The sequence below is a fragment of the Phytohabitans sp. LJ34 genome, assembly GCF_052068095.1.
In the GTDB taxonomy this organism is placed as follows: Bacteria; Actinomycetota; Actinomycetes; order Mycobacteriales; family Micromonosporaceae; genus Phytohabitans.
The window spans coordinates 62,743-87,639 of record NZ_JBQHDG010000032.1 but is presented as its reverse complement, the minus strand read 5'-3'; the positions used below and the strand labels follow the sequence as shown (position 1 = coordinate 87,639).

The following is a 24,897-nucleotide window of genomic DNA, read 5'->3' as shown; positions in this document are numbered from 1 at the left end:
GCAGACCATGATCACGCGGCTGAACCACTCCGCCAACTGCGTCCACGGGACCGCCACGGGTGACCTTCTGGAGATCACGCGGCTCGGCGCGGCGTGCGAGGCGATCGCCACCGCGATAGCCGTCTGGGGAAGCGCCATGGATCCTCTCGCCGCCTCGGAGGTCAGCGAGCTGCCGCCGGAGACCGCCGAAACGGCCATCGACGACCTGCTCGCCGCCGACGTGCTCCGGCGCGGCGACAACGGGCTTGTCTTCCGGCATGACCTGCTGCGTCAAGCGGTCGAGCGAGGCATCGGCTGGCGGGCGCGGCGCACGGCGCACGGCAAAGCCGCGGACCTGCGCCGCCGGCGTGGCGAGCCGGTCGACACATGGGCCGCTCACGTGCAGGGGTCCGCCTCGGTCGGCGATCTGCGGGCGGCACGATGGCTGACCCGAGCGGCGGCGGCCGTTCGACCCCGGTCGGCCGAGCTGGCGGCGGACTGGTACCTGGCCGCGTTGCGCCTGATACCCGAGTCGTCGGCCAATCGGGTGCGCTGGGGACGACTGCTGCTCGGGCGAGCGGAGGCGTTGATGGCGGCCGGGTGCTTCATCGAGGGCCGCGACGCCGCGCAGAAGGCCCTGCAACTGCTTCCACGCCATGGTTGGCGCGTCATGCGCACCGCGCTGATGCTCGCCGCGTTCGCCGAACGCTGTCTGGGCCGATTCGACGAGGCCATCGCACTGCTCGCCCGAGCCCGTGACCTCGCCCGGCCGGGCGAGGTCGCCTTGGCACTGGCCGACATCCACATTCTGATGGGCGAGTTCTCGACCGCGGCACGATACGCCGAGCAAGCCGAGGCCCACGAGCAGGCCGTGGATGGCGCGCGTTTGGGGGCCAAGGCCGGCACCCTGGCCGTGGCGCGCTACCTCAGCGGCGACATCGCCGGCGCGCGGCGCATGACCGAAGACATGGGAAAGCTGATCGACGCGGCCGCCGACCACGAGCTTGTACCTCTGCTGCCCGGCCTGAGCTGGCTCGGCTGGACCGAGTTGTTCCTCGGCTACCACCGGGAGGCCGAACGCCGTCAGGGCCGCGCGGTGGCGCTGGCCCGCCGCACCCGGCACAACCACTCGCTCATCATGCTTCTCGTCGGACGCGGCACCGCGCTGCGGCACCTCGCCCGACTCGACGAGGCCGGCGAATGCTACGACGAGGCGTACACCGCCGCGGTGGCCTCCGGGAGCGATGTCCTCACCGTCCTGACCTTGACGATGCAGGCCCGCCTGGAGCAGTCGCGCGGCGACGTCGACGCGGCCTTGGGTTTGGCCAAAACGGCCGCCGACATCGGCAGGAGATCGACCGGATGGTTCGCCGCGCACGCGGCCGCGCTCCACGCACAGATACGGCTCGACTCCGGCGACGCCGAGGGCTGCGTCGACGACATCCTGCGGGCGTGCGGTGGGCGCGACCTCGTCCGGATCGACCCGGCCAGCCGGCCACACTGGTACGAGGTCCTGTGCCGGGCGTCGCTGGCCTCCGGCGATCTGCACGGCGCCCGCGAATGGGCCAACCGCGTCCGGGGTGCGGCCGCCACACTCAAGCTGCCCGCCGCCTACGGCTACAGCCTCCTTGCCGGCTCCCACATCGCCGCGGCCCAGGGACACCTTCGGCAATCGGCAGACCTCGCCCGGGACGCGGCACAGCATTTCGACGGCACCGGCGACTGGCTGGATTCGGTCCGTACGAAGCTCTTCGCCGGCATCGCCACGCGCTCCGAGTCTCTGCTGAGGCAGGTGCTCCGGCAGGCGGAGCAGTTCGGCGCCGAGCCGCTACGGGAAACCGCGCGCAAGGAGCTCGAGCGTCTGGCTCAGCGCCCGGACAACGGCCCGCTGGCGGTGCTGACCCGTCGCGAGCGGCAGGTCGCCGAGCTGGTCGCCGCCGGCAGCACCAATCGGCAGATCGCTGGTGAACTTCACCTCAGCGTCAAGACCGTCGAACGTCACCTCGCGCGGATCTTCACCCGCCTGGACATCTCGTCGCGGGCCAAACTAGCTGCCATGATCGCCACCGAAGCCAACAGCTGACGGCGAGTCGCTCCAGCGGGTGAACGGGCGGCCCACCTTGATGGGCCGCCCGATCAGTGGTGAGTGTGCGACGACGCCGTCCCGCATGGGCGGCCGCGCGCTACCCGCAGCGCCAGCGGACCGCGCGCTCCACGCCCCGCTGGTCGGTCACCGCGCCGGCGACGGTGTGCCCGCCGTCGCTGACGTCGATGGCGACGCCGTTCACCGGAGCGCCCTCGACCAGGCCGGGCAGGGCCATGTCTCCGGCGTCGGTGACGACCAGCGGAGCGTGGGCGGTGCTGCTGCCGGCCAGCCAGCCGTCGGCGTTCACGCCGACGCTGAAGAACAGCTGCGGGTACGCCCCGGCCGCACCGCCCGGCAGGTGCCACCGCACCGTCACGACCTCCCCCGCCGCGGTGTCGGCCGAGCCGGTCACCCAGCCGTTTCGGATACCGACCGCTCTGGTCGTCGGGCCGAGACCGGGCGGGGCCTGGAGCAGCAGCGCTTTCGCGCCGGGCCGCCAGACGATGCCGCGCCCGATGCCGTCCTTGCCCCACATGGTGCCGACGACCGTGCCATCCTCGTCGATGTCGTGCGCCGACGCGGACGCCGCGCCGGCCGGCAGTGGCAGCTTCTCCGGACCCGGACGGGTGGCGTCGGCCGACCAGCGCACGGCCACGCCGGCCGCGGTGTTGCCGGCGACGTCGCCGCGATCGTTGATCGCCCTGGCCTCGCCGGTCACCCCGCCGGGCAGCGGCCGCACCCGCCCGTTGCGGTAGATCCACGGGGACAGCGCCTCGGACGTGTCCGGGTCGGCGCTGCTGCCGACCGCGACGCCGGCCGAGTTGACATCCTCGAGCTGTTGCCGGGTGCCCGGAATCGGGACCGCCGTACGCACACCGTTGTCCCAGATCACCGGGTACCGGGCGGCCGGATCCTCCGCTTGGTCGGTCCAGCCGTATCCGAGGATGTACCGGCCGGTGGGGTCGGCGCCGGTCACGAAACTCCAGACCCATTCCTTGTGCTCGTCCAGCTGACTGATCGTGCATCCGGTCGCCGGCGACGGTCCAGCCGCCGCGGCTCCCGGCACCGCCGCCAAAGCCAGCACCACGACCGGCACCGACCACAAGAGTCGCCTAACGCGCATGACATCCTCCCCGTATCGATGGTTGCTTCCCTGCGTTTGCACAGGTCAACACGCCTACGGGTTGTTTGGAAGCCACCCGTTCGGTAAACAACGCCGGGCTGCGGCCGCACCCTCGACCTCCGCCGCCACGCCCGCGTGACCGCGTTCACGGCTCGAATGCGGCGATTTGCTCACAAGGGCTGATCGACTGGCCGCAGGCTTGGCGGGTGAGCGTCTTCCAGATCGAGCCCGCCACAGAGCTCAGCCCCCTCGAACCGATGCTCGACCGATACGTACGGATGGTCGTCGAGCGGATGGCGGCCGACTACGGCGTGGATTTCGGCGACCCGGAGCAAGCCGTAAGGCACCACAACGCCCGGTTCCGCGACGAATCAGCGAGCTTCCTCAAACCACCGGGCCTGCTGCTGGCCGCCTACCTCGACGGCGAGCCGGTCGGTGTCGGCGGATTCAAAGCCGCCGGGCCTCGGCGCGGTGAGATCAAGCGCATGTACGTCGAGCCCCGAGCCCGCGGTCTGGGCATCGGCCGGGCCATCCTCGAACGGCTGCTCGACGCCGCGCGGCTGGGAGATTTTGACGTGGTACGGCTGGAGACCGCGTCGTTCATGGCAGAGGCACTCAGCTTGTACCGGTCGGTTGGTTTCACCGACGCACAGCCGTTCGAAGAATCCGAGACGGCCACGACCGGGATGAAGGGCATCGTCTTCCTCGAGCTCGACCTGAAGGCGTAACTACGGGTCGGGCAGCCGGAACGGTCTTTACGAGAGCGTGGGACGATGCCGGCCGAGGGCCGCGCCCAGCAGGGCCGGTGGCAGCGTCGACATGAACGGGATGGTCAGGGCGAACGCGGCGCCCGCGGCGGCCGCGCCGAAGGGACCCGGTGTGGCGCCGAGGACGGCGGCGACCGACGCGACAGCGGCCATCCCCGCGCTCAGCGCCACCACGCCGCGCGTCGGCCGTGTGGCGAGCCATCCGGCGCGGTGGGCCGCCACGGCTAGCAGGGCGGCGCCGAGGTAGGCCAGAACGACGTAGGCGACCTGCATGAGGTCGAGCCAGACCAGCAGCAGCGTGAGCAGGTCCGGTTCGCCGTCCAGCCCGCGCAGGTAAACGTGGGCCTGCCACGCCCGGTCTTCGACGGCCGCCTGTGCCGGCGCGAAACCGGACAGCACGACCGCGGCCCGGGCCAGCAGGTTGACCAGGTAGCAGGTGGTGCCCACCACGACCGCGGTGACCGCCAGAGCGGCCGGACCGCGGCCCGGCCCTTCCCACACGCGTACGCAGACGAACACCGCGCCGACGAGCAGGACGGTGCCGGCCGCGGCGAGCGCCCCGGCGTTGGCCACCATCGCGACGGGCTCCCGGGCGGTGGGTGCGCCGGTTAGCGCGGCCAGCGAAAATATCAACCCGGCCGGAGCGACAAGCAGGCCGGCGAGCGTGCCGGCATGGCGCACCACGACCGCGACCGCGGCGAGGTAGGCCAGGTCGAGGATCAGAAACACCGGCAACGGCACCAGCTCGGCCACGGCGTAGGCGACCGTGAGCAGCAGGCCCACCGGCCACACCGCCCACGCGAGGTACCGGCTCACGTTTCGTTGACCCGCGGGCTGCACGAGGTTTCCCTCTCGGTCTTGTGGCGGCGCAACGGGATCGCGCACGCCAAGGCCAATGAGACGTACAAAGTGGAGAAGAGCGTGGCCGCCCAGGCGCCCTTCGGCGTGTCCGCGCCGAGAAGCATGGCCGGCACCAACGCGAAGCCGACGACGCCGCACACGATGCGCCACCAGCCCGCGCGGCGGCCGGACAGTGAGTAGCCGGCCAGCATCGCCAGCAACACCATGCCGATGGACGCGCTTCCCTGTCCGGTGCGGATGAGGTGCGGGATCGCGCCGGGGATCGACAGCACGCCGACCGGGAAGAGCAGTGGGGCGAGTGCCAGCCAGCGAGCCGGTCTCCGGTCGTCCGTGCGCCGAAGGTGTTCGGCCCACCCCAGCAGGGCGCCGACCAGCGCGCCGGGCAGCAGGAGGCACAGGAACGTGCCGACCCAGGTGTAGCTGGACTCGGTCCCGGCGAGATGCGTCATCCAACCGCGCAGGCTCGCGGCCCAGGTGAGGCCGAGCAACGCGCCCACGGTGACGGGCAGCGCCAGCTCGCGCCGGCCGGTGTGTGCCACGGCCGTCATCGCGCGGCGCGGGTCGGCGCGTCGGGCAGTGTCGCCCGCCCGCTCGGCGATTCGGCCAGCGTCCAGCCGAGGATGGCGAACAGCAGCATCCACCCCGCGATCACCACCTGGCCGGGCCCGAACCCGGCGACGATGCCGGGCGTCAGCGGGGCGAAGACGTAGATTCCAAGGGCGAGTGGAAGGTACCGGCGCCATCCGGTCCAGGTCTTGGCGCGCAGCACCGCGATCCCGGTGAGGATCAGGAAGAGGCCGGCCGCGATCGATGCCAGGCCGTATCCGGCCCCGACGGTATCGGTCGAGTCTTTGGCGGCGAGCGAGACGATCTCCATCGCCGCCAGACCCACCATCGCCAGCACGCTGCCGGCGATCCCGATCCGGCCGAGCCATGAGCGTCCCACGGCGCCGGAAGTCCCGAGGGCGATCAGCAGGACCGCCAGGCCCAGATCCCGTATGGTGAGCACCACCTGCGCGATGGTGAAACCCGTCGCGGTGAAGGGATAGCTGTACACGCTGTCGTCCACCGCGGGCGGGTAGCCGATCCACACCAGGCCGGCGAAGACACCCGCCACACCCGCGCACATACCGATGAGGCCCAGTCCCCCGTCTCTGCTCATGATGTCGTCCCGGGGAACGGGTCGGTGTCGTCGCGACAGGTGGTGCCCTCCGGCGGCAGGGTGCCGTCGGTGAGATAGGCGAGCGTGGGCGCGATCAGGCACGGGTTGCCGGAGGTGAGGCTGGCGTGCCCGTCGGCCTGGTGGGTGAGCAGCCGGGCGTTGCCGAGGTCGGCGACGAGCTGCCGGGCGCCGGCGTACGGCGTCGCGGGATCGTGGGTGTTGGAGACGACGAGGATCGGCGCCGCCCAGTCCGGGTTGCGGATCCGGCCGCGAAACGCGTCGCGGTCTTCGACCGGCCACAAGGCGAGGTCGAGGTTGACCAACCCGTTCACCCACCAGAAGTGGGGAAACATCCGGTACGCGTGGGCGGCGTCTTGCACATAACCGCCTACCGGCGAACGCGGAAACCGCTGATCGACGGCGAGCACCGCGAAGCGCTGGTCGATGGCGCCGTCCTCGTGTTCGCGCAGCAAGTCCACCATCGGTGTCGCCTGGCCGGCGGCCACCGCGGTGAGTGCGGCGGCGAAGGCGCGCCACCGCCGCGGCGTGTACATCGCGTGTAGCGCGGCCTCGCGCACGCCGTCGCCGGACAGCTTCGGCCGCGCCGGGTCGCCGGTGGGCAGCGGCGTGCGGTCCAGGTCGGCCAGCAGGGTGTCGAGGGCGTCCTCCGGATCCGCGCCGCCGAACCCGCAACGGGGGCCGGCGGCCGCGCAGCGGGCGAAGAACCGATCGAGCTCGTCCTCGAACGCCGCGGACTGCTCCCGCCCGCTGGCGATCGGGTCGTCGACGAGGCCCTGCACGTTGTCGGCGCTGGCCAGCACCATGGCACGTATCCGGCCGGGAAACATGCTCGCGTAGGTGGCGCCGATGTCGGTGCCGTAGGAGATGCCGAGCGCGGTCAGCTTCGCGTCACCCACCGCCCGCCGCAGCAGATCGACGTCGCGCGCGACGTTGGCGGTGCTCATGTGCGGCAGGATCGCCCGGTTGTGCTTCAGGCACGAGCGCCCGTACGCCCGCGCCGCGTCGGCGTACGCGCGCTGGTCGATCGTGTCGGGGCGGGCGAAGAACGACGGTGGCGTGGCGCGGCAGTCGACTGCGGGACGGCTCGCGCCGGTGCCCCGCTGGTCGAACCCGATCACGTCGAAGCGGGACAGCAGCGCCAGCAGCTGCGGCGGTGAGTTGCGCAGTACGTCCACACCGGACTGTGCCGGCCCGCCGGGCAGCTCGAACAGCGAGCCGATGCGCCGGGCCGGATCGGCGGCCGGTTTGCGGATCAGCGCGATCGTGATGGTCGGCCCGCGCGGCTCGTCGTAGTCCAGCGGCACGACGGCGTCGGCGCACTGGAAGCCACCACCGCAGTCGGTCCACCGCAACGCGGGCACCGTAGCGGCCGCGGACGCGCCGGCGGCGGGTATGCCCAGCGACAGCCCGGCCAGCAAGGCGACACAGCCGGCGACCGCGCGCCACTTTTCTCGTCTCATCACGTTCACTTTCCGACCCGGGCGGCGGCCCAGGTGAGCAGTTCGGGCAGGGCGGCGGACATCGCTCCGCTGTGGTCGGCGCCGGGGTAGAACCGGAACGTCACGTGGCTGCCGGCGGCGGCCAACTTGTCCGCGGTGGTCTTCGAGGCGGGCGGGTAGACGACCGTGTCGGCGGTGCCCTGCGCGATGAACACCGGCTCGCGGTGCCGGACGATCGGGATGTCTGCCTCGCGTTCCATCAGCCGGGTCAGCCGCTCCCGCTCGGCGGCGTCCACGGCGTACACCTCCGCGGCCGTCCGGCCGGCGAGCAGCTGACTCAGCGCGGTGAAGCAGATCTCGGTCCGCGCTCGGGCGAAGACCTCCGCGCCCGCGGGCGTGAGGTGGCTGGCGGGGTCGAAGGTGCGCGGGTGGGTGGCGCCCAGCATCTCCAAGGCCAGCAGCACGTTCGGGATCGCGGGCGCCGCCGGCTCGAACGGGCGGGCGACCTCGATGAGCGTGCGCCACTGCGAGGGCGGTGCGGTCGCGATCGCGCCGCGGTAGTCCAGCTCGGGCGCGTAGCGGTGGGCCATGGCGCCGGTGAACAGCACCGCCTGCCCGCCTTGCGACTGACCAACCGCGAGCCAGGTGCGGCTCAGCGACCGCTCCACCGTCCGCGCGGCACGCACCATGTCGACCACACCGTATGCCTCCGACCGGCCGTGCAGGTACGGGTGCGGGCCGGGCGTGCCGAGGCCCTCGTACTCGGTGGCGACCACCGCGTACCCGGCGGCCAGCCACGCCGACAGATAGGTGACGTCCCGCGCCGAGCGGCCGCCGACGGACTGGGCGCACGGGTCCGCGACACCTACGGTCCCGTGCGCCCAGCTTATGACCGGCCACCCCCGCTTCGGGGCCGTGCCCTCGGGCACGAACACGGCACCCGCCACGACCACGGGACGGCCGGCGAACCCCGTGGAGGTGTACCGGATCCGGTGCGCGGCGGCCGTACCCGGAAGCCACAGCGACGCCGGCAACGGCTCGGCGAAGACCGGACGGCCGGGCCGGTGGTGATGCCCGCCACCGGCCTGCGCGGCGGGCGTGACGGGCGCGGCGGCGAGCACCGCGGCGGCCAACGCCGCGGCTATCCATTTGACGATGGGCTTGACGACGGCAGAGGTTCTCATCGAGCGGCCGCCCCGTTGAGCGTGGCTAGGACGTCGTCGGCGCTGGGCATGGCGTCGATCTCCGCACGCAGGGTCTGCGCGGCCGTGGCGAAGCCTGGCTCGTCGAGCAGCCGGCGCGCCGCGGCGCGTACCGCCTCCGGTGTGACCGTCCCCGGCGGAAGCACGATGGCGGCACCGGCCGCCGCGGCCGCGGCCGCGTTGAGGAACTGGTCGGCGCCCTGCGGCAGGATCAGCTGCGGTAGGCCGTGCGCGAACGCGCCGAACATCGTGCCGGCGCCGCCGTGCGAGACGACAAGGCGGCAGTGTGGCAGCAGCAGCGCCTGCGGGACGTACCGCTCGACCAGCACAGTGGACGGTTGCGGGCCGAGCCGGTCCGGATCGCCGTCTTGGCCGACCGTGACGACCACCTGAAGGTCCAGGTCGCGTAGTCCCGCCAAGCTGGCGCGGAACACGTCCGGCGCGTCGTGGAAGACGGTGCCCAGGGTCAGGTACGCGACGGGCCGGGTGGCAAGTGCCTCAGGCAGCTGGTCTGTGGTCCGCACGTCGCCGGCGTACGGCCGCAGCGGGATACTGTCCACATAGGCCGGATCGCCGTCCGGGCGCAGAGCCGGTGGGCAGATGTCCAGGTACGGCGCGGCGAAGACGGCGGCGGTGAGATCCGGCACGTTCCACGGGTCGTATACGTCATCCATGGCCGGTGCGAGCATGGCTCGCAGTGGCGCGGGTGTCGTGAGGCTGAGCCCGTGGGTGACGTGCCGGGCGCCGGACCGGCGGGCGGCGATCGGCGCGGCGAACTCGCCCGGCTCGTGGATGATCAGGTCGGGCCGCCATGCCTCGGCCCGTGGCACGAGGTCGACGGCCCGCTTGGCTGCTGAGGCGCCGAAGAGTACCGCGATGTCGAGTGTCGCCTGCTGCTCCGGCGGCACCGCTTCGAGGCCGGACAGCACCGCGTTTCGCTCAGCCCAGGACTCGGCGAAGGTCGGCCCCACTCCCCAAGTGTCGAAGCCGCGCTCGGCAAGGTGGGCGGCCAGGTCTGGCCCGGTCGCGATCACGACCTCGTGGCCGGCTCGCACCGCGGCCCGGGCGAGGGGAAGCATCGGGTAGAGGTGCCCGTACCCGGGGCAACCGCTGAACAGGATTCGCATAGCCCAGTTGTACGGCCGTGACGTGGAGCCCGGCATCGGCAACGACTACCCACTTGTCGGCGCCGGCTACCCAACTTTCGCGAGCGACCTCGCCACGGCAGCCGCCTCCCGCCGGGACGAGACACCGAGCTTGTCCAAAGTGGAGGCCACATGCCGGTCGACGGTGCGTACCGAGAGCACCAGCTTCGTGGCGATCTCGGCGTTGGTCAACCCTTCGGCGACCAACGCCAGCACGTCGGCCTGACGCCGGGTCAGCCCGGCGGGGTGGGAGCGGGTGGTGGCCACGGGGCCGCGCGGGATCGTACTCACGCCCCGGTCGCGCAGCCCGCGCCGGACCAGGCCGGCCGCCGCGACGGCTCCGAGCTCGTCCAGGATCCGCACCGCTTCGACGGCGGACTCGACCGCGCCGGAGTCGACCAGCGCCAACGCCCGCTCGTACGGATCGTCCTCCACATCGGAGGCTTCAGGTACCGCGGGCACCGGCACGCCCGCGCGCCGGGCGTAGCGCCACAGCTCGGCGGTGACCGGCTCGGCGCCGGGACGGGCCGCGTGCGGTCGCCACTCGTCGAGCACCGCGGTGGCGACGTCCGGCCGCCCGGACAGCCAGGCCCACTCCGCCAGGCCGCTGCCCGCGTACGCCAGCCCGATCAGGGAGCGCTGGGCCAGTGCACGCCGCCAGGCCGCCTCCAGCAGCGGTCCGGCCTCGGGCGCGCCGCGCCGGGCAAGCAGCCGGGCATGCAGCGGCTCGGCATACGAGCGCAGTATGCCCGGGTCCTCATCCGGTTCGGCCAACGCGGCCAGCCCGGCCTCCGCGCCGGACCAGTCGCCGCGACGCAGCCGCAGCAGGCAGGCGTGGACCTCCAGGTTGTACGCGTGCGACAAGAACCCCCGGTCCCGGGCGAACGCCAACCCGTCGGCCAGGCAGCGCTCCAGGTCCGCGAGGCGGCCGTACCGGTACAGCAGCTCGCCGAGGTTGGCGTAGGCCCGCGCGGCGTGCTCGTGGTGGCCGTGGGTGAGCGCGAGGTCGAGGCTTTGGCGCACCAGGCCGATGCGACCGTCCGGATCGAGGTCAGGCCGGGTCAGGCTCTGGTAGTTGAGGCAGAGCTCGACCAGGTCCACCCGGCCCGCCCGCTCGGCCAACTCCTGCGCTCGGGCGAGCGTGCGGTCGGCGCGGGGATCGCCGACAAGTGCCAGCGTCGCCCCGTGGTTGGTCACCGCGTAAGCCGTCGCGGATGCCGATCCGGCCCCGTCCAGCATCTCGACCGAGGCCCGCGCGGTCCGCTCCGCCTGGTCGGTGTCGCCTACGAGGTAATAGAGCCGGGACAGCCGTACCAGTGCCTCGCCGTGCGCCACCGCGTCGTCCAAGCCCGCGTACCGGGCCACCGCCCGCTCGCCCGCCTCGACCGCGGCCGCGAACCGGTGCGCGTTGCGCAGCTCCCAGGCGTACCCGTCGAGGACGGCGGCACCTTGCTCAGGCGGCAGCTGGTCGGCGTGCGCGGCGGCGGCCTCGAAAAGCGCCAACGCCTGGCGGTGGGACCCGGCGGCCGTCGCCTCCCGTCCGGCCGTTGGGGCATACTCCAGCACCGTATCGGCGTCGCCCGCGCGCGCGGCGTGGTGCACCAGCCGGGCCGGATCCGGCCGATCCCGGCGCCGCAGCGCGGCGATCACCGCCCGATGTAGCACCCGGCGGCGAAGCGCGGGCAGGCTGGCTTCGATCGCCTGCCGCGCCAACTCGTGCCGGAACGCCACGCCGGCCGCCCGTACCCGCAAAATGCCCTGCTCCTCAGCGGGCACGAGCGCGTCCACGTCGCCGCCCAGCAGATCATCCAGCAACCCGAAGTCGACCCAGCCAGGCACCACGGCGAGCTGGGCCAGCGCCGCCTGGCATGCCGGATCCAGCCGCCGGACGCGGGCGAGCACCGCCTCGGCCACCGTGGCCGGCACCTGCCCCGGCGCGACGGCGAGCGCCTCGGTGACGAAGAACGGATTGCCACCGGTGAGCTCGTGCAGCGACGCCGCCCACCAACCGCTGCCCGCGGCGAGCTCGCCGACCGCCGTCACCGACAGCGGCCGCAGGACCACCTGCCGGATCGCCCCGGCGCTGAGCCAGCGCTCCAGCCGATGCCCGGCCGGTGCGCCTCCATCCCGAACGGTGACCACCACGACCGCCGGCAGATCCCCCACCCGCCGCGCCAGATGGCCGAGGACGTCCAGCGTCGCGTCGTCGGCCCAATGCACGTCCTCGATCACCAGCACCGTCGGCCTCGGGCCGGACAGCTCCGCGATGGCCGCCTCGAACACACCGCCACCATCCGCGGCCAGGGCCGCCGCCAGAAGGCCCGTGGTGCCAGCCACCGCTTCCCGCAGCGCCCCGTGCGCCCTGGCCGTGACCAGGTCGTCACACCCGCCATACAGCACCCGCACGCCAGCGGGCAGCCCCTCCCGGAACACCCTCAGCAGACTCGACTTACCGATCCCGGCCTCACCCCGAACCAGCACCACCCGGCCCCGTCCGGCGACGGCGTCACCCACCGCCTCCAACAACGCCGCGAGCGCCCCCGCCCGTTCCAGCAGCACGTCCCGCACACCCGCCTCCCCCAAGGCCGGCTCACCCGAATAGTCGGTTACCTGAGCTGATCGAATACAGCCGCACGCACCGCGGTCGGACGGACCGCATTGGCGCCCGACCGGTGCGACGACGACAACCCAATGATCATCGAGGGGCCTGGGGAACATGAGGGGGAGAACCCTCAATCAGTCCCGGGCGCGGGCGACCATCGCCGCGAGCTTCGCGCGCGCGGTGATGTCGAGCTTGCTGAAGATCCGGGCCAGGTGACGCTCCACGGTCTTGACACTCAGGAACAGGTCGTGGCCGATCTGCCGGTTGGTGTAACCCTCCGCCACAAGGTCGGCGACCTGCCGCTCGCGTCGGGTCAGGACCGCCAGCGTTCGCTCCATGCTCGTCACGGTGTGCGGCCTGGGCTCGGCGACCGGATCGACCGGCCACGAAACCGCGTTCACCGCGCATCCACCCAGGCGGCGAGCACCTCGGGCTCGTTCAGGTAGACCTCGTGGTCGTCCGCGCCGGGCACGGCGACGTACGGGGTGCCGGTGATCTCGGCCAGCATCTTGGCGATCTCCAGGTGCATCGGGTCGGCCCGTTCGCCGACCGCGACGGTGACCTTGCCGGCGGGCAGTTCGCCGACCGCGAACGTGCGGCGGGTGATCAGCGGCCCGTCGTCACGGACGATGGCTTCGGCGTTGACGATGCTGCGCCGGACCTGGGGCGAGTCCGGGTCGGCCGCGCCGTTGCTGATGATCGCGAGCATGACCAGGTACGCACCGGTCCAGTCGCCGGGATGCGCGGCCAGGTGGGCGTCCACCGGCGCCATGATCGCGGCGTGGGTGGCCAGGCCGTCGGGCAGCACCGCGACCGCGGGTGGCTCCCATGCGATCGCCTCGCCGACCAGGTGCGGATGGCGGGCCGCGAGGGCCAGCGCGACCAGGCCGCCGGAGCTGAAGCCGAGCACGGTCGCCGGCCCGGCCGCCAACTCCGTCAGCAGCTCGGCCGCGTCGTCGGCGTGCTGGTCGGCACCGGACCCCGGCCAGTCCTGCCGGGTGCTCCCGCCGGTGCCGCGCCGGTCGTACCAGATCACCCGCCGCCCTCGCGCGGCGATCGCCTCGGCCTGCGGCGCCAGCATGCCGGCGTCCTCAGCACCCCCGTGGATCAGCAGCACCGGCCGGCCGGAGTCGACCCCGGCGGTGTGGAAGGCGAGTGTCACTTTGTCCCCCAATTAGTTTTACCTAGCTCTTATCGAATATGAGGTACAGTAAGCCAATGACCAGGCCGCCGGCAAGCCGCCGCTACGACGCCTCCAGCCGACGCGCCCAGGCGCAGGCCACCCGGGAGCGGATCGTGCGCGTGGCCACTCGCCTGTTCCTCGCCCACGGCTACGCCGCCACCTCGATGGGCCAGATCGCGGCCGAGGCGGGGGTCTCCACCCCGACCGTGTTCGCCGCCTACCGGGGAAAGGTCAACCTGCTCAAGCAGGCCATCGACACCGCGATCGTGGGCGACACCGCGGCTGTCGCCCTCAACGACCGGCCCGCGATGCGGGACGTCCACGACGCGCCAACCTCGACCGAGGCACTGCGCAGGTACGCGGCCGTCATCGTCGACGTCGCCGCCCGCGCGTATCCCATCTACGCCGTCGCTCACGCCGCCGCCGACGCCGACCCCCAGATCGCCGCCCTTGTCGCCGACCTGGACCAGCAACGGCTCACCGGCGCGACGCACATAGCCACCACCGTCGCCGACCGGCTCGGGAACACCGATCCAAGACACGTCGCCTACCTGCGGGACACCATCTGGACCCTCAACTCACCCCTGCTGTACGGGCTGCTGGTCCACCAGCGCGGCTGGACCGTCCACGCCTACCGCGACTGGATCGCGACCGCCCTCATCGCACTGACCACGCCCACCCCGACCGTCAAGGTGTGAGGCCGAGCTTGCCGACCGTGCCGCGCCGCTCGACGTCGGCCAGTACCCTCGGCCCGTTCTCCAGGCTGACGAGGGTGGCGGCCGGCGGCGGCTGCGTGGCGAAGACCTGCATGAGCTCGGTGAGGATCTCGGCCATGAGGTCGTGTTGGTGCATGAAGATGTGCCGCATGTTCAGCCCGAGCAGCTGCACGGGGTGGTCCCACAGCACCTCCCGGTTGCTGGTCGCGGTCTCGCCCGCGACGATGCCGACGACGACAAGCCGTCCGGTGTGCCGTTTCGTGACGGTCAGGCTGCGCCGGAAGACGTCACCGCCGACGCCGTCGAACACCACGTCGACGCCGGCCCCGCCGGTGAGCCGCAGCGCCTCGTCGGCGAAGTCCTCGTACCCCAGGACATCTGCCACGCCGAGGTCGCGCAGCCGATCCTGTTTCTCCACAGTGGACGTGGTGGCGAGGACGCGGGCGCCGAAGTGGCGGGCGAGGTGGACGGCGGCCTGCCCGACCCCGCCCGCGGCGGCGTGGATGAGCACAGTCTCGCCTTCGGTGAGCCGGCCGACGGTCCGCAGCGCGGCGTACGCGGTGGCCCAGTTGGACAGCAGCCCGATCGCCTGCGCGTCGGTCCAGCCCGCCGGCACCGGCACGAAGCCGGCGGCCGGCAGCGTGGCGTACTCGGCGAAGGTGCCGCCGCCACCACCGCCGTAGACCCGTTGGCCGATCGCCACGCCGGTGACGCCCGGGCCGGTGGCGACGATCTCGCCGACCAGCTCGTTGCCCGCGATGTAGGGCGGGGTGCGGCCGAACGGGTACGTGCCCCGGGATTCCTGGGTGTCGGCGAAGTTGATCCCGGCCACGGTGACCCGGACGAGCACCTCACCGGGGCCCGGCGTGGGGATCGGCATCTCGACAAGGCGGGCCGAACCGGGTCCGTCCAGGGAGGACACTTGCAGGGCGCGCATCAGCTGAAAGCCTTTCGGTAGCGGGCGGCGAACCTGCCGCGAAACATGGCGAGCAGGATCCTGAACGGCAGCGGCGCCTCCCGCTGGAGGTGTGCGCGCTCCTCGCCGGTGGCGTGGTGCTCGACCCACGGGATGAGCCAGCTCGCGTGCCGCAGGGTGACGCCCTTGGACATCTGCCGCTCGGCCCGCTGCCAGGTGGCGGCGGACACGTAGGTGCGGATGATCGGGAAGACCTCCCGTTCCTCCTCGGGGATGTGCTCATGGAGTAGTTGGCTCAGCTCGCCGGCGGTGGCGGCGAGGCTGGCGGCGTGCCGGGCCGGGTCCGCGCCGAAGTCGGTGATCGTGGTCCGCAGCCGCTCCAGTAGTGGGTCGAGGGCCTTGTGGTCGTCGACGAACGGGGTCAGGTCGACGGCGTGGCCGGCGGCGGCTCGGATGACCGGCCACAGCACCTCGTCCTCGCGGCGATGGTGATGGTGGATCTCCTGCACCATGTGGGTGCCGTGCGTGGCGAGCGCCGACGCTCGCGCCGCGGTGATCGCCGACGGGTCCCGCGCCAGTCCGGCGGCGACGTCCGCCAACCGCTGGACGTCGCGGAGCATGGCGCGGTGCACCATGGTGAAACCCATGAGGTTCGGCTCCGGCTCGCCGGACCGGCTCGGGTTGACGGTCTCGTTGTCCATGGTGCACAGCCTGACCCGACCGGCTTGCCAGCCACTGACAGCGCGGCTGTCAGCGCCCGGTCAGACGGCTTTCTTGCAGAATCCGGACGCCTGATTCGGTACCCTGCACAGGCCATGATCAGTTCGGAGACCATCGCGTTCCGGGTGCTCGGGCCGCTGGAGGTGCACGGATCCGACCGCCCGCTGGCCATGCCCGGACTGCGGCAACGCGCCCTGCTCGCCCGGCTGCTCGTCGAAAACGGGCGCACGGTGCCGGTACACCGGTTGGTCGGCGACCTGTGGGACGGTGATCCACCGGCCCAGGCGATCGCGACGATCCAAACGTTCGTGTCCCGGTTGCGGCGGGCGATCGAGCCAGACCGCGCGCCCCGCGCGGCACCGACCCGGCTGGTGACCGTCGCGCCGGGTTACGCCCTTCGGGCCGCGCCGCACGAGGTCGACGCGTGGCACTTCACCGAGCTGGTCCGGTCGGCGGCCACCGCCGGCGAGCCGGCCCCGGCGTTGGCCGTCCTCGACGAGGCCCTCGCGCTGTGGCGCGGGCCGGCCTACGCGGAGTTCGCCACCGAGCGATGGGCCCAACCCGAGGTCGAACGACTCACCGAGCTGCACCGGGTCGCGGCCGAGCGGCGCGCGGACGCCCTGATCCGGCTGGGTCGGGCACGTGAGCTCATCGCCGACCTGGAGGCGCAGGCGGTACGGTTCCCGCTGCGCGAGGAGGGGTGGCGGCTGCTCGCCTTGGCGCGCTACGCCTGCGGCCGGCAGGGTGACGCGCTGGCGGCGCTGCGTCAGGCGCGACAGACACTGCGCGAACATCTCGGCGTCGATCCCGGGCCCGCGTTGCGGCAGCTGGAGTCCGACATCCTGGCGCAGGCCACACACCTCACCCTGGCCCGGCCGATGCCGCCGCCCACTCCCCCGTCCCCACCCGCCGAGGTGGATCTGTTCGTCGGCCGGGACGTCGAGCTCGACCGGGTCCTGGCGGTCGCGGACCGTCCGGCGCTTCAGCTGGTACTTGTCACCGGTGAGACCGGCGCCGGCAAGAGCCGCCTCGCGCGCGAGGTCGCGGACCGGTTGCGCGGGCGCGGGTGGACGGTCGGGCAGGGCCGGTGCGCCGAGACCGATGGGATGCCGCCGGGCTGGGCGTGGATCGGCGCCGTCCGTTCGCTGGCGGAGGTGCGTCCGCCCGATCCGGCGGTCGCGACGCAGCTGGGATGGCTGCTCGCCGACGAGTCGCCGGCCGGCGGCGACCCGCTGGACGGCCGCCACCGCATACACCGCGCGCTTGGCGAGTACCTGCTCGCGTGCGGGCCGCTCCTGCTCGTGCTGGACGACGTGCACCGGCTCGACGAGGAGACCCTCGCGCTCATCGCCGGTGTCCTGCACACGCTGCGGGACAGCCGGTCGACGCTGCTGTTCACCGTCCGCGACGGCGAGTCCTCGACGCTGCTGGACGAGCTGCTCGCACTTGTCGCCGCGCACCACCCGGAGCGCGTCGAGCTCCGCGGCCTGCCTGACTGGGCGGTCAGCGAGATCGTCGCGGCCACCTGTTCATCCGATGTAGACAGCCAGACGCTCGCGGCCATCGCCGAGCGTACAAGCGGCAACCCGTTCTTCGTCCGCGAGACCGCCCGGCTGCTGGAGTCGGACGGGCCGGCCGCAGCGCTCTCGGTGGTGCCGGCCGGCGTGCGAGACGTGGTCCGGCGCCGGGTGTCGATGCTCCCCGCGACCGCGCGGACCGTCCTCGTGGCGGCCGCCGTGCTCGACCACCACATCGGCCTCGACGCGCTCGCCGAGGTGTCCGGCGCCGACGAGGAGTCCGTCCTGAACGCCGTCGAGGCGGCGCTCATGGTGGGTCTGCTCGTCGAGACCGGCCCGACCGCGGTGGCCTTCCCCCACGCGCTGGTACGTGAGGCGCTCTACGAAAGCGTGCCGCAGCTGCGCAGAGGCCGGCTGCACGCGCGCGCCGCCACGGCACTGGAACACTCCACCCCGCACGACGTGGCGACGCTGGCACACCACTTCGAGGCGGCCAACAGCCCGCAGCTCGCCGCATCCGCCAGCCGGTACGCCGCCTTGGCCGCCGAGGAGGCACAACGACGGTACGCCTACCGCGACGCCGACCGGCTGTGGCAGAAGGCGCTCGCCGCCCGCGACCGGGCCGGCGGCACACCAACCGAGCGGCTGCGGCTCCTGCTCGGCCGGGTCCACGCGCTGGCCCACGCCGGTGAACTGGTGGCCGCGCGAGCCCTGCGTGACGAGACGCTGCGCGAGGCGGCGGCGGTCGACGACCCGCTGCTGACCGCGCGAGTCCTCGCGTCGTTCGACGTGCCGACGCTGTGGACCAACCGTCCATACGGGACGGTCAACGCCGCGGTGATCGCGTTGACGACACGGACACTCGCCCGGCTGCCGGACGGCGACAGCGAGCCACGCGGCCGGCTACTGGTCAACCTCGCCCTGGAACTCGAAGGCGAGGACGACCCGCGCGGCCGCGCCGCCGCCACCGAGGCCGAGGCGATGGCGCGCCGGCTCGGCGACCCGCACCTGCTGATGATGGCGCTCAACGCGACGTTCCTCCAGTCGTACTCCGTCCTCGACCTGGACCAGCGGGTCCGCGCCGGTGACGAACTGCTCCACGTCGCGGCCGAACACCGCCTCTTCCACGCGGAGATCCTCGGCCGGATGGCCCTCGCCGGCGCACACACCGCCCGCGCCGACCTGGCCGCCGCCGCCGAGCACGTCGAAGCGGTCGGACGGCTCGCGACGACCTACGAGCAGCCGCTCACCCTCGGCATCGCCGGCTGCCACCGCGCGCTGCTGCACGCCGCCGCCGGCCGCCACGACGAAGCCGAGGCCGCCTACCTCGACGCCACCCGCCGCCTGGACCCCCTCGGCCGCTGGGGTGACGAACCGGACCTCATGGTGGTCGCCCGAGCCATGCTGGCCATCGACGCCGGCAGGGCGGCCGACGTGCCCCGGATCTGCCTCGGCCAAACCCCGAACAGCCAGCCCGAACTGCGCACCATGCCGGAACTGCGCGCGCTCGCCCTCGCACTGGCCGGCGACACAGACGCCTCGCGCGCCACGATCGAGGCGACATCGATCCGGCGCGACTACGTCTACGACCTGAGGTGGACCCTCCGCGCACTACACGCCTTGGCCACCCACGACCTCGCCCGCGCCCGCGCCGCGTACCAGGCCCTCCTGCCACTGGAAGACCTCATCGCCGGCGGCACCACCGCGAACGTCGCACTCGGGCCGATCGCCCACGTGCTGGCGGACCTCGCCGGCTTCCTCGCGCTGCCGGCTGACGCCCACTACGAACGAGCCGCGCGGATAGCCGGAAAGGCCGACGCACCCCTGTGGCACGAGCGAGCCCGAGCCCACCGTCCACTACTGGCCTGACCAGACCGCCGCGGCCCGACACGTCGGCGGCCGCGGGCCCGTGGGAGCAGCCGCACCAGGCCCCCACCGCCTGGTGTACGAACCGGGCGGCGTGGCCGGTGCCGACCCGCCGCAGCCGGGAACGACTCGAACGCGGCACCAGCCACCACGGCAGCTACGGGGTCGGCGACGCCGGGGGTTTCGGCAGCTTCTGACCGTCTCCGAGCCACCAACGACTAACTAACCCGTATCAGGGTAGTAAGGGGTTACCTGGCGTTGATGGCTCCGCGAGCCGGAGGATGCGAATGCAGACGATCCACAAGATCCGCCACCGACGGTGCGACGTCGACGGTCTGGAGGTGTTCTACCGGGAGGTCGGACACCCAAGCCGGCCGACGGTGCTGCTGCTGCACGGGTTTCCCAACTCGTCGCACGGGTTTCGCGAGGTCATGCCGCCGCTGGCCGACGTAGCGCACGTGGTCGCGCCCGACCTGCCAGGCTTCGGCCTGTCCTCGTCGCCAACCGTCGACGAGTACGACTACACCTTCGAAAACCTCTCGTGGACGATCGCGCACCTGCTCGACCGGCTCGGGATCGAGCGCTTCTTCGTCTACCTGCACGACTTCGGCGCACCGGTGGGTTACCACCTGGCCACCCGCGACCCAGCTCGGGTCCGCGGCTTGATCGTCCAGAGCGGCAACGCGCACGAGGACGGTCTGGGCGAGCAGTGGGACAGCGCCAAGGCGTACTGGGCCGACCCCAGCGACGACACGCGCGCCGAGCTGCCGGACTGGTTGAACTTCGCCGGCACGCGCGACCAGTACCTCGCCGGTCTGCCCGAGTACCTGCGCGAACTGCCCTCCCCCGAGTCGTGGCACCTCGACTGGGCGCGCATGACCCGACCGGGCAACCTCGACGCGCAGTTCGCGCTGTTCACCGACTACGCCAACCACGTCGCCCGCTTCGACGAGCTCGCCGAGTACCACAAGGCTCACCAGCCGCCGGCGCTCGTGCTGTGGGGACGGCACGACCCGTACTTCGACGTCGACGAGGTCCTCGCCTACCACCGCGCCCTCGAGCGCGTCGAGGCGCACATCTACGACGGCGCGCACCTGCTGTTGGAGACACACGCCGCCGAGTGCGCCGCGCTGATGCGGGCGTTCGTGCTGGACAACGATGGACACCCGGCGTAAGCCCCGAGCTCGCGGGCCGTGGCAGGACGGGCATTTCATCGGTGGCCACCCGGCGCTGGATCTGACCAACACGGTGTTCAACCGGACGCACCCGGTGCCGGACAACGAGCTGCTCAAGGCCCCGACCGACGTGCTCACCTGGTGTGCGTCCGTCGGGCTGTTCGAAGACGCGCCTGCCCTGAGCGACGCCGTCGCGGAAGGTCTGGTGACCGAGGTTCGTTCGATCCGCGAGCACGCGTGGGCGGTCTTCGACGCCGTGTCGCGCGGAGATGTCGTCCCTGGCGCCGCTCTTGGCGTACTGCTGGAACGGAGCGGGGCGGGCCTACGTGCTGGCCGGCTCCAGGGTGCCGACGCGCGCCTGGGTCACCTAGCCGCCGATTGGGCCGCACCCGGCGCGATCCCGGAGGCGTTGTCGCTGCTGTCGGTGCAAGCGCTGTTCACCCTGGCCGCCGAGCGGGTCCGGGCGTGCGGGCGGTGCGGCTGGCTGTTTCTGGACTCCTCGCGTGGCGGGCGCCGCCGGTGGTGCAGCATGAGCACCTGCGGAAACCGGGAGAAGGCCAGCCGCCACCGCCACGCGGCCTGACCCGCTCCCCCGCCACGCCCGGCGGTCACGAGCTGCTCGGCTCGGCCAGGCCGGCGACGAAGGGACGCATGAGCGAGAGGCATTCGGGGCTGTGGGTTTCGAGGAGCATATGCCCGGCGTCCAGGAGGTGGCTCTCCGCGGCCGGCAGCTCCCGGTGGTAGGCGACCACCTCCTCGATGGCGTAGTACGGATCGTGGACGCCCCACACGATCAGGGTCGGAGGCTGCTCGGTCCGGTGGAAGCGCGCGATCTCGCCGAAGCGCGCCACGTGCGTCCGGTAGTCGGTGAACAGCTCCCAGTGGGCGTCGAGCCCGTGGCCGCGCGAGATCGCACGCCAGTCGAGTTCCCACGACTCCGGCGGCACGAGCTCCGCCAGCCGCTCCGGCAGGCCCTGGAGGTACGTGTTCTTGGTGCCTTCGTAGTGCAGCCACGATTCGATGCGGCTCTTGTTCTCTTCGGTCGGGTCGGCCCAGTAGGCGCGGCAGACGTCCCACGCGCTGCCGAGCCCTTCGTCGTGGCCGTTGCCGTTCTGGACGATCAAGCCGCGGACCGTCGACGGCGAGCGCGTCGCGAGGTGGTACGCGACCGCCGACCCGTAGTCGTGCACGTACAGGATCTTGTCGGTGACCCCGAGCCGCGCCAGCCACTCCTCGACCACGTCGGCGATCCAGGAGAACGTGTACTGCCCATCCGGGTCGGGCATCGACGACAGACCGAAGCCGGGAAGGTCGGGAGCCAGGACGCGGACACCCGTGTCGGCCAGCGGCCCGATGACGAAGCGAAACATCTGCGACGAGCTGGGAGACCCGTGCAGCAACACGAGCGTGACCGGGCTGTCGGGCTCCCCTGCCTCCCGGTAGAAGACGCGAACCCCGTCCACGTCGGCGTAGCGGTGCAAGACTCGGGCGGTGACCATGCCTCACTCCTGACTCTTCGGGGCGCCATCGACGCCGGGTAACCCCTTACTACCCCGATACCGGTTAGTTAGGCGCGCCGTTGAGTCGGTGGATGAGGGCCGGCTTCATGACGGTCTCAGTCATCGCTCTCGTCCCGATGGTCGTTTTCTTCATCTTCATCCAACGTCACATCGTCAGCGGGCTGCTCTGTCCGGCAGCATCAAGGGCTGACCCGTCACTGACCCCAAGGAGTACAGCGGTGACCACCGCCCCCATCCACGCCGTCGTCAACCTCGACCTGCCCGGACCCACGATCAGCCGCCACGTGTACGGGCACTTCGCCGAACACCTCGGACGGTGCGTCTACGGCGGCTTCTGGGTGGGCGAAGACTCCGACCAACCGAACATCGGCGGCATCCGGGCCGATGTCGTCGAGGCGCTGCGGGAGATCCGGATTCCCAACCTGCGCTGGCCCGGCGGGTGCTTCGCGGACGAGTACCACTGGAGGGACGGCATCGGCCCGCGCGAGGCACGTCCCCGGATGGTGAACACGCACTGGGGCAACGTGGAGGAGACCAACCACTTCGGCACGCACGAGTTCATGGCGCTGTGCGAGCTGCTCGGCGCCGACCCGTACGTCAACGGCAACGTCGGCTCCGGCACCGTCCAGGAGATGAGCCAGTGGGTGGAGTACCTGACCCGTGACGGTGACTCGCCGATGGTCGCGCTGCGCAAGGCGAACGGACGCGAGGCACCGTGGCGGGTGCCGTTCTGGGGCCTGGGCAACGAGGCCTGGGGCTGCGGCGGAAACATGCGCGCCGAGGCGTACGCCGACCTGGCCCGGCAATACGCCACCTTCGTGCGCGACCACGGTGGCAACAAGGTCTACCGCATCGCGGCCGGCGCCAACACCGACGACTACGCCTGGACCGAGGCGCTGATGAAGGCGGTCTCCTGCCTCGGCTGCTCCCGCCAGCCGAACGGCCCGTTCCAGGCGCTGTCGCTGCACTACTACACCAACTACGGCGAAGGCGTGCCGACCGGTCGGGCCACCGAGTTCAGCACCGACGACTACTACCTCACGATGCTCCGCGCCGGCCGGATCGAGGAGCTGGTGCGCCGGCACTCCGCCGTCATGGACTCCTACGACCCGCACCGCCGGATCGGGCTCGTCGTCGACGAGTGGGGCACCTGGTGGGAGGTCGAGGAAGGCACGAACCCCGGCTTTCTCTTCCAGCAGAACACCCTCCGCGACGCGCTGGTGGCCACCGTCCACTTCGACGCGTTCCACCGCCACGCCGAGCGCGTCGTCATGGCCAACATCGCCCAGACCGTCAACGTGCTCCAGGCGATGCTGCTCACCGACGAACGGACCGGCACGCTGATCCGCACGCCCACGTACCACGTGTTCGCGATGAACACCGCGCACCACGACGCCCGCGGCCTCGCCGTCCACCTGCCCGGCGGCGTACCCACGGTCGAGGTCGGAGCCGAGAAGCTGAGCACCGTCTCCGCATCAGCGTCCACAAAGGACGGCGCTGCCCTGGTCTCGCTGACCAACCTGCACGCCGAGCGGCCCGAGACCGTGACGCTGGATCTGCGCGGTCGCGAGGTGACGGACTACGAGGCGCGGGTGCTCACCGGGGAGTCGCTCAACGCACACAACTCCGCGGCCCGGACCGACGCCGTCACCCCGCGGCCGCACACCGCGCTCAAGGCGAGCGCCCAGGGCTTGGAGGTGACCCTGCCACCCCACTCGTACGTGACCGTCCGCCTCCTGCTCGCGAGCTGAGAAGCGACCGCGATGTGCGTCGTGGTCCGGGCCCGATGCCACTCACCTTGAAACAGGGCTTGGTCGCCCTGAGTGAGACCCCTTGGAATAGATCATCTAGGAGCCCGGAGACGGCGGTCGGGTCGGGGTGGATCCGCCGGCCGGGACGTACGACCAGACCTCGCTGTGCACTCCGATCGGAGCGGTCGGGGGCTCGCCGGCGCGCTCGGCGGCCGAGCGGTGCCCGTGCGCGAACGCGGGCGAGGTGACCCAGGCCTGGAACGCCTCCTCGTCTCGCCAGCGGGTGACGACAAGCCAGGTTGTCCGCTCGTCGGCCGGCCGGAGCAGCTCGAAGCCTTCGAACCCGTCCTGGTCGTCGACGGCCCCGGCACGCGCGGCGAACCGGCGCGCCAGCTCGTCGCCGCTGTCGGCCGGCACGGTGATGGCGTTGATCTTGACGACGGTCATGCGTTCATTCTCGCAAGTCGTCGGCGCTGGGCGAACCCCAACGATCGGTGTGCACGGCGGCGTGCAGGGGCCGGCGTCGACGCCAGCCGTGCTGTTCGAGGTCCGGTACCGCTTCCAGGTGGGTGACCGGCCCCACGCAGAGCCAGGCGACCGGGCGGATACCGGCCGGAACGTCCAGCAGCTGCCGCAGGAACTCCTCGCGGTAGAACGACACCCAACCGACGCCGAGCTGTTCGGCGGTGGCCGCCAGCCACAGGTTCTGGATGGCCAGGCACACCGAGTACAGACCGGCATCGGCGATGGCGTGCCGGCCCAACACGGCGGGAGCGCCGCGGTCGGCGTCGTAGGTCACCACGATCGACAACGTGGACTCCAGCACACCGTCGATCTTGATGCGGGCGAACCGTTCAGCGGCTTCGGCGTCGAGCGTGCGGGCGAACACGTCCCGCTCCTGACGGACATGGCGGTGGAACGCCTCGCGGACCGCCAGGTCGCGCACCACGATGAAGTCCCACGGCTGGGACAACCCCACACTCGGCGCGGCGTGGGCCGCGGCGAGCACACGGTCGAGGACCTCGTCGGCGACCGGGGCACCGGTGAACTGGCCACGGACGTCGCGGCGACGATGGATGACGTCGTACAGCTGGCTGGTCATGGGCAGGCTCCGCCTCGAATCTGAGAACAAGCTGTGGTGGCGTG

22 protein-coding genes are annotated in these 24,897 nt (G+C 72.0%); 7 read left to right on the top strand and 15 right to left on the bottom strand.

Annotated features, from left to right (window positions below):
• Positions 1-7: 7 nt before the first annotated feature.
• Positions 8-2,062 (top strand): LuxR C-terminal-related transcriptional regulator, encoded by a 2,055-nt coding sequence (locus ACTMTJ_RS40750; RefSeq protein ID WP_441224117.1) that lies wholly within the window; start codon positions 8-10, stop codon positions 2,060-2,062.
• Positions 2,063-2,162: 100 nt separating this feature from the next.
• Here the strand turns inward: ACTMTJ_RS40750 and ACTMTJ_RS40745 are convergent, their stop codons facing one another.
• Positions 2,163-3,188 (bottom strand): hypothetical protein, encoded by a 1,026-nt coding sequence (locus tag ACTMTJ_RS40745; RefSeq protein WP_441224116.1) that lies wholly within the window; start codon positions 3,186-3,188, stop codon positions 2,163-2,165.
• A gap of 206 nt (positions 3,189-3,394) precedes the next feature.
• On the opposite strand from ACTMTJ_RS40745, the gene ACTMTJ_RS40740 reads away from it, so the two are divergent.
• Positions 3,395-3,916: a GNAT family N-acetyltransferase gene (locus ACTMTJ_RS40740; protein ID WP_441224115.1), complete on the top strand. Its 522-nt coding sequence runs from the start codon at positions 3,395-3,397 to the stop codon at positions 3,914-3,916.
• 27 nt (positions 3,917-3,943) lie between these two features.
• Here the strand turns inward: ACTMTJ_RS40740 and ACTMTJ_RS40735 are convergent, their stop codons facing one another.
• From ACTMTJ_RS40735 to ACTMTJ_RS40695, 9 genes are all read right to left on the bottom strand, one after another.
• On the bottom strand, positions 3,944-4,771 hold the full coding sequence (locus ACTMTJ_RS40735; RefSeq protein ID WP_441224114.1) for a hypothetical protein: 828 nt from the start codon (positions 4,769-4,771) through the stop codon (positions 3,944-3,946).
• The gene (locus ACTMTJ_RS40730; protein ID WP_441224113.1) at positions 4,768-5,355 is read right to left on the bottom strand and encodes a hypothetical protein; all 588 of its coding nucleotides are present in this window, start codon (positions 5,353-5,355) and stop codon (positions 4,768-4,770) included. The genes ACTMTJ_RS40735 and ACTMTJ_RS40730 overlap by 4 nt, the downstream gene beginning before the upstream one ends.
• Positions 5,356-5,360: 5 nt before the next feature.
• The gene (locus ACTMTJ_RS40725) at positions 5,361-5,978 is read right to left on the bottom strand and encodes a hypothetical protein (RefSeq protein WP_441224112.1); all 618 of its coding nucleotides are present in this window, start codon (positions 5,976-5,978) and stop codon (positions 5,361-5,363) included.
• On the bottom strand, positions 5,975-7,459 hold the full coding sequence (locus ACTMTJ_RS40720; protein ID WP_441224111.1) for an alpha/beta hydrolase: 1,485 nt from the start codon (positions 7,457-7,459) through the stop codon (positions 5,975-5,977). Before ACTMTJ_RS40720 ends, ACTMTJ_RS40725 begins: the two co-directional genes overlap by 4 nt.
• Positions 7,460-7,464: 5 nt before the next feature.
• Positions 7,465-8,622, bottom strand: a complete 1,158-nt coding sequence (locus ACTMTJ_RS40715; protein WP_441224110.1) for a lipase family protein — start codon at positions 8,620-8,622, stop codon at positions 7,465-7,467.
• Entirely contained in the window at positions 8,619-9,767 is a 1,149-nt protein-coding gene (locus tag ACTMTJ_RS40710; RefSeq protein WP_441224109.1) for a glycosyltransferase, read from the bottom strand. The genes ACTMTJ_RS40715 and ACTMTJ_RS40710 overlap by 4 nt, the downstream gene beginning before the upstream one ends.
• Positions 9,768-9,833: 66 nt before the next feature.
• Complete coding sequence (locus ACTMTJ_RS40705) at positions 9,834-12,353, bottom strand: ATP-binding protein (RefSeq protein ID WP_441224108.1); 2,520 nt, start codon at positions 12,351-12,353, stop codon at positions 9,834-9,836.
• Between the two features lie 168 nt (positions 12,354-12,521).
• Positions 12,522-12,725 (bottom strand): response regulator transcription factor, encoded by a 204-nt coding sequence (locus ACTMTJ_RS40700; RefSeq protein ID WP_441224107.1) that lies wholly within the window; start codon positions 12,723-12,725, stop codon positions 12,522-12,524.
• Between the two features lie 59 nt (positions 12,726-12,784).
• On the bottom strand, positions 12,785-13,549 hold the full coding sequence (locus ACTMTJ_RS40695; RefSeq protein ID WP_441224106.1) for an alpha/beta fold hydrolase: 765 nt from the start codon (positions 13,547-13,549) through the stop codon (positions 12,785-12,787).
• A 56-nt stretch (positions 13,550-13,605) separates the two neighbouring features.
• On the opposite strand from ACTMTJ_RS40695, the gene ACTMTJ_RS40690 reads away from it, so the two are divergent.
• Positions 13,606-14,268 carry a TetR/AcrR family transcriptional regulator gene (locus tag ACTMTJ_RS40690; protein WP_441224105.1) on the top strand — a complete coding sequence of 221 codons (663 nt, stop codon included), beginning with the start codon at positions 13,606-13,608 and terminating at the stop codon, positions 14,266-14,268.
• Here the strand turns inward: ACTMTJ_RS40690 and ACTMTJ_RS40685 are convergent.
• Both ACTMTJ_RS40685 and ACTMTJ_RS40680 read right to left on the bottom strand, forming a co-directional pair.
• Positions 14,258-15,223, bottom strand: a complete 966-nt coding sequence (locus tag ACTMTJ_RS40685; protein WP_441224104.1) for a quinone oxidoreductase family protein — start codon at positions 15,221-15,223, stop codon at positions 14,258-14,260. The two genes, ACTMTJ_RS40690 and ACTMTJ_RS40685, sit on opposite strands and share 11 nt — an antisense overlap.
• A complete protein-coding gene (locus tag ACTMTJ_RS40680) occupies positions 15,223-15,903 on the bottom strand; it encodes a hemerythrin domain-containing protein (RefSeq protein ID WP_441224103.1) in 681 nt (226 codons plus the stop codon). The genes ACTMTJ_RS40685 and ACTMTJ_RS40680 overlap by 1 nt, the downstream gene beginning before the upstream one ends.
• A 114-nt stretch (positions 15,904-16,017) precedes the next feature.
• On the opposite strand from ACTMTJ_RS40680, the gene ACTMTJ_RS40675 reads away from it, so the two are divergent.
• The 3 genes from ACTMTJ_RS40675 to ACTMTJ_RS40665 all read left to right on the top strand — a co-directional run bounded on the left by ACTMTJ_RS40675 (position 16,018) and on the right by ACTMTJ_RS40665 (position 21,063).
• Positions 16,018-19,308, top strand: a complete 3,291-nt coding sequence (locus tag ACTMTJ_RS40675) for a BTAD domain-containing putative transcriptional regulator (RefSeq protein ID WP_441224102.1) — start codon at positions 16,018-16,020, stop codon at positions 19,306-19,308.
• Between the two features lie 284 nt (positions 19,309-19,592).
• Entirely contained in the window at positions 19,593-20,480 is an 888-nt protein-coding gene (locus ACTMTJ_RS40670; protein WP_441224101.1) for an alpha/beta fold hydrolase, read from the top strand.
• Positions 20,464-21,063: a CGNR zinc finger domain-containing protein gene (locus ACTMTJ_RS40665; RefSeq protein ID WP_441224100.1), complete on the top strand. Its 600-nt coding sequence runs from the start codon at positions 20,464-20,466 to the stop codon at positions 21,061-21,063. The genes ACTMTJ_RS40670 and ACTMTJ_RS40665 overlap by 17 nt, the downstream gene beginning before the upstream one ends.
• Before the next feature lie 25 nt (positions 21,064-21,088).
• Here ACTMTJ_RS40665 and ACTMTJ_RS40660 read toward each other — a convergent pair whose 3' ends face one another.
• Complete coding sequence (locus ACTMTJ_RS40660; protein WP_441224099.1) at positions 21,089-21,979, bottom strand: alpha/beta fold hydrolase; 891 nt, start codon at positions 21,977-21,979, stop codon at positions 21,089-21,091.
• A 239-nt stretch (positions 21,980-22,218) separates the two neighbouring features.
• Between ACTMTJ_RS40660 and ACTMTJ_RS40655 the strand changes: the two genes are divergently transcribed.
• Positions 22,219-23,751, top strand: a complete 1,533-nt coding sequence (locus tag ACTMTJ_RS40655; RefSeq protein WP_441224098.1) for an alpha-N-arabinofuranosidase — start codon at positions 22,219-22,221, stop codon at positions 23,749-23,751.
• Between the two features lie 96 nt (positions 23,752-23,847).
• Here the strand turns inward: ACTMTJ_RS40655 and ACTMTJ_RS40650 are convergent, their stop codons facing one another.
• Together ACTMTJ_RS40650 and bluB are read right to left on the bottom strand one after the other, a co-directional pair.
• Positions 23,848-24,198, bottom strand: a complete 351-nt coding sequence (locus ACTMTJ_RS40650; RefSeq protein WP_441224097.1) for an antibiotic biosynthesis monooxygenase family protein — start codon at positions 24,196-24,198, stop codon at positions 23,848-23,850.
• Between the two features lie 4 nt (positions 24,199-24,202).
• Positions 24,203-24,853 carry a 5,6-dimethylbenzimidazole synthase gene (gene bluB, locus ACTMTJ_RS40645; protein WP_441224096.1) on the bottom strand — a complete coding sequence of 217 codons (651 nt, stop codon included), beginning with the start codon at positions 24,851-24,853 and terminating at the stop codon, positions 24,203-24,205.
• Between the last annotated feature and the right edge of the window lie 44 nt (positions 24,854-24,897).

Excerpts from the sequence above, each read along its gene's own strand:
- ACTMTJ_RS40750 (WP_441224117.1), top strand. The coding sequence starts at position 8 with ATGATCACGCGGCTGAACCACTCCGCCAACTGCGTCCACGGGACCGCC.
- ACTMTJ_RS40745 (WP_441224116.1), bottom strand. The coding sequence starts at position 3,188 with ATGCGCGTTAGGCGACTCTTGTGGTCGGTGCCGGTCGTGGTGCTGGCT.
- ACTMTJ_RS40725 (WP_441224112.1), bottom strand. The coding sequence starts at position 5,978 with ATGAGCAGAGACGGGGGACTGGGCCTCATCGGTATGTGCGCGGGTGTG.
- ACTMTJ_RS40720 (WP_441224111.1), bottom strand. The coding sequence starts at position 7,459 with ATGAGACGAGAAAAGTGGCGCGCGGTCGCCGGCTGTGTCGCCTTGCTG.
- ACTMTJ_RS40715 (WP_441224110.1), bottom strand. The coding sequence starts at position 8,622 with ATGAGAACCTCTGCCGTCGTCAAGCCCATCGTCAAATGGATAGCCGCG.
- ACTMTJ_RS40710 (WP_441224109.1), bottom strand. The coding sequence starts at position 9,767 with ATGCGAATCCTGTTCAGCGGTTGCCCCGGGTACGGGCACCTCTACCCG.
- ACTMTJ_RS40700 (WP_441224107.1), bottom strand. The coding sequence starts at position 12,725 with ATGGAGCGAACGCTGGCGGTCCTGACCCGACGCGAGCGGCAGGTCGCC.
- ACTMTJ_RS40690 (WP_441224105.1), top strand. The coding sequence starts at position 13,606 with ATGACCAGGCCGCCGGCAAGCCGCCGCTACGACGCCTCCAGCCGACGC.
- ACTMTJ_RS40685 (WP_441224104.1), bottom strand. The coding sequence starts at position 15,223 with ATGCGCGCCCTGCAAGTGTCCTCCCTGGACGGACCCGGTTCGGCCCGC.
- ACTMTJ_RS40680 (WP_441224103.1), bottom strand. The coding sequence starts at position 15,903 with ATGGACAACGAGACCGTCAACCCGAGCCGGTCCGGCGAGCCGGAGCCG.
- ACTMTJ_RS40675 (WP_441224102.1), top strand. The coding sequence starts at position 16,018 with ATGATCAGTTCGGAGACCATCGCGTTCCGGGTGCTCGGGCCGCTGGAG.
- ACTMTJ_RS40670 (WP_441224101.1), top strand. The coding sequence starts at position 19,593 with ATGCAGACGATCCACAAGATCCGCCACCGACGGTGCGACGTCGACGGT.
- ACTMTJ_RS40665 (WP_441224100.1), top strand. The coding sequence starts at position 20,464 with ATGGACACCCGGCGTAAGCCCCGAGCTCGCGGGCCGTGGCAGGACGGG.
- ACTMTJ_RS40660 (WP_441224099.1), bottom strand. The coding sequence starts at position 21,979 with ATGGTCACCGCCCGAGTCTTGCACCGCTACGCCGACGTGGACGGGGTT.
- ACTMTJ_RS40650 (WP_441224097.1), bottom strand. The coding sequence starts at position 24,198 with ATGACCGTCGTCAAGATCAACGCCATCACCGTGCCGGCCGACAGCGGC.
- bluB (WP_441224096.1), bottom strand. The coding sequence starts at position 24,853 with ATGACCAGCCAGCTGTACGACGTCATCCATCGTCGCCGCGACGTCCGT.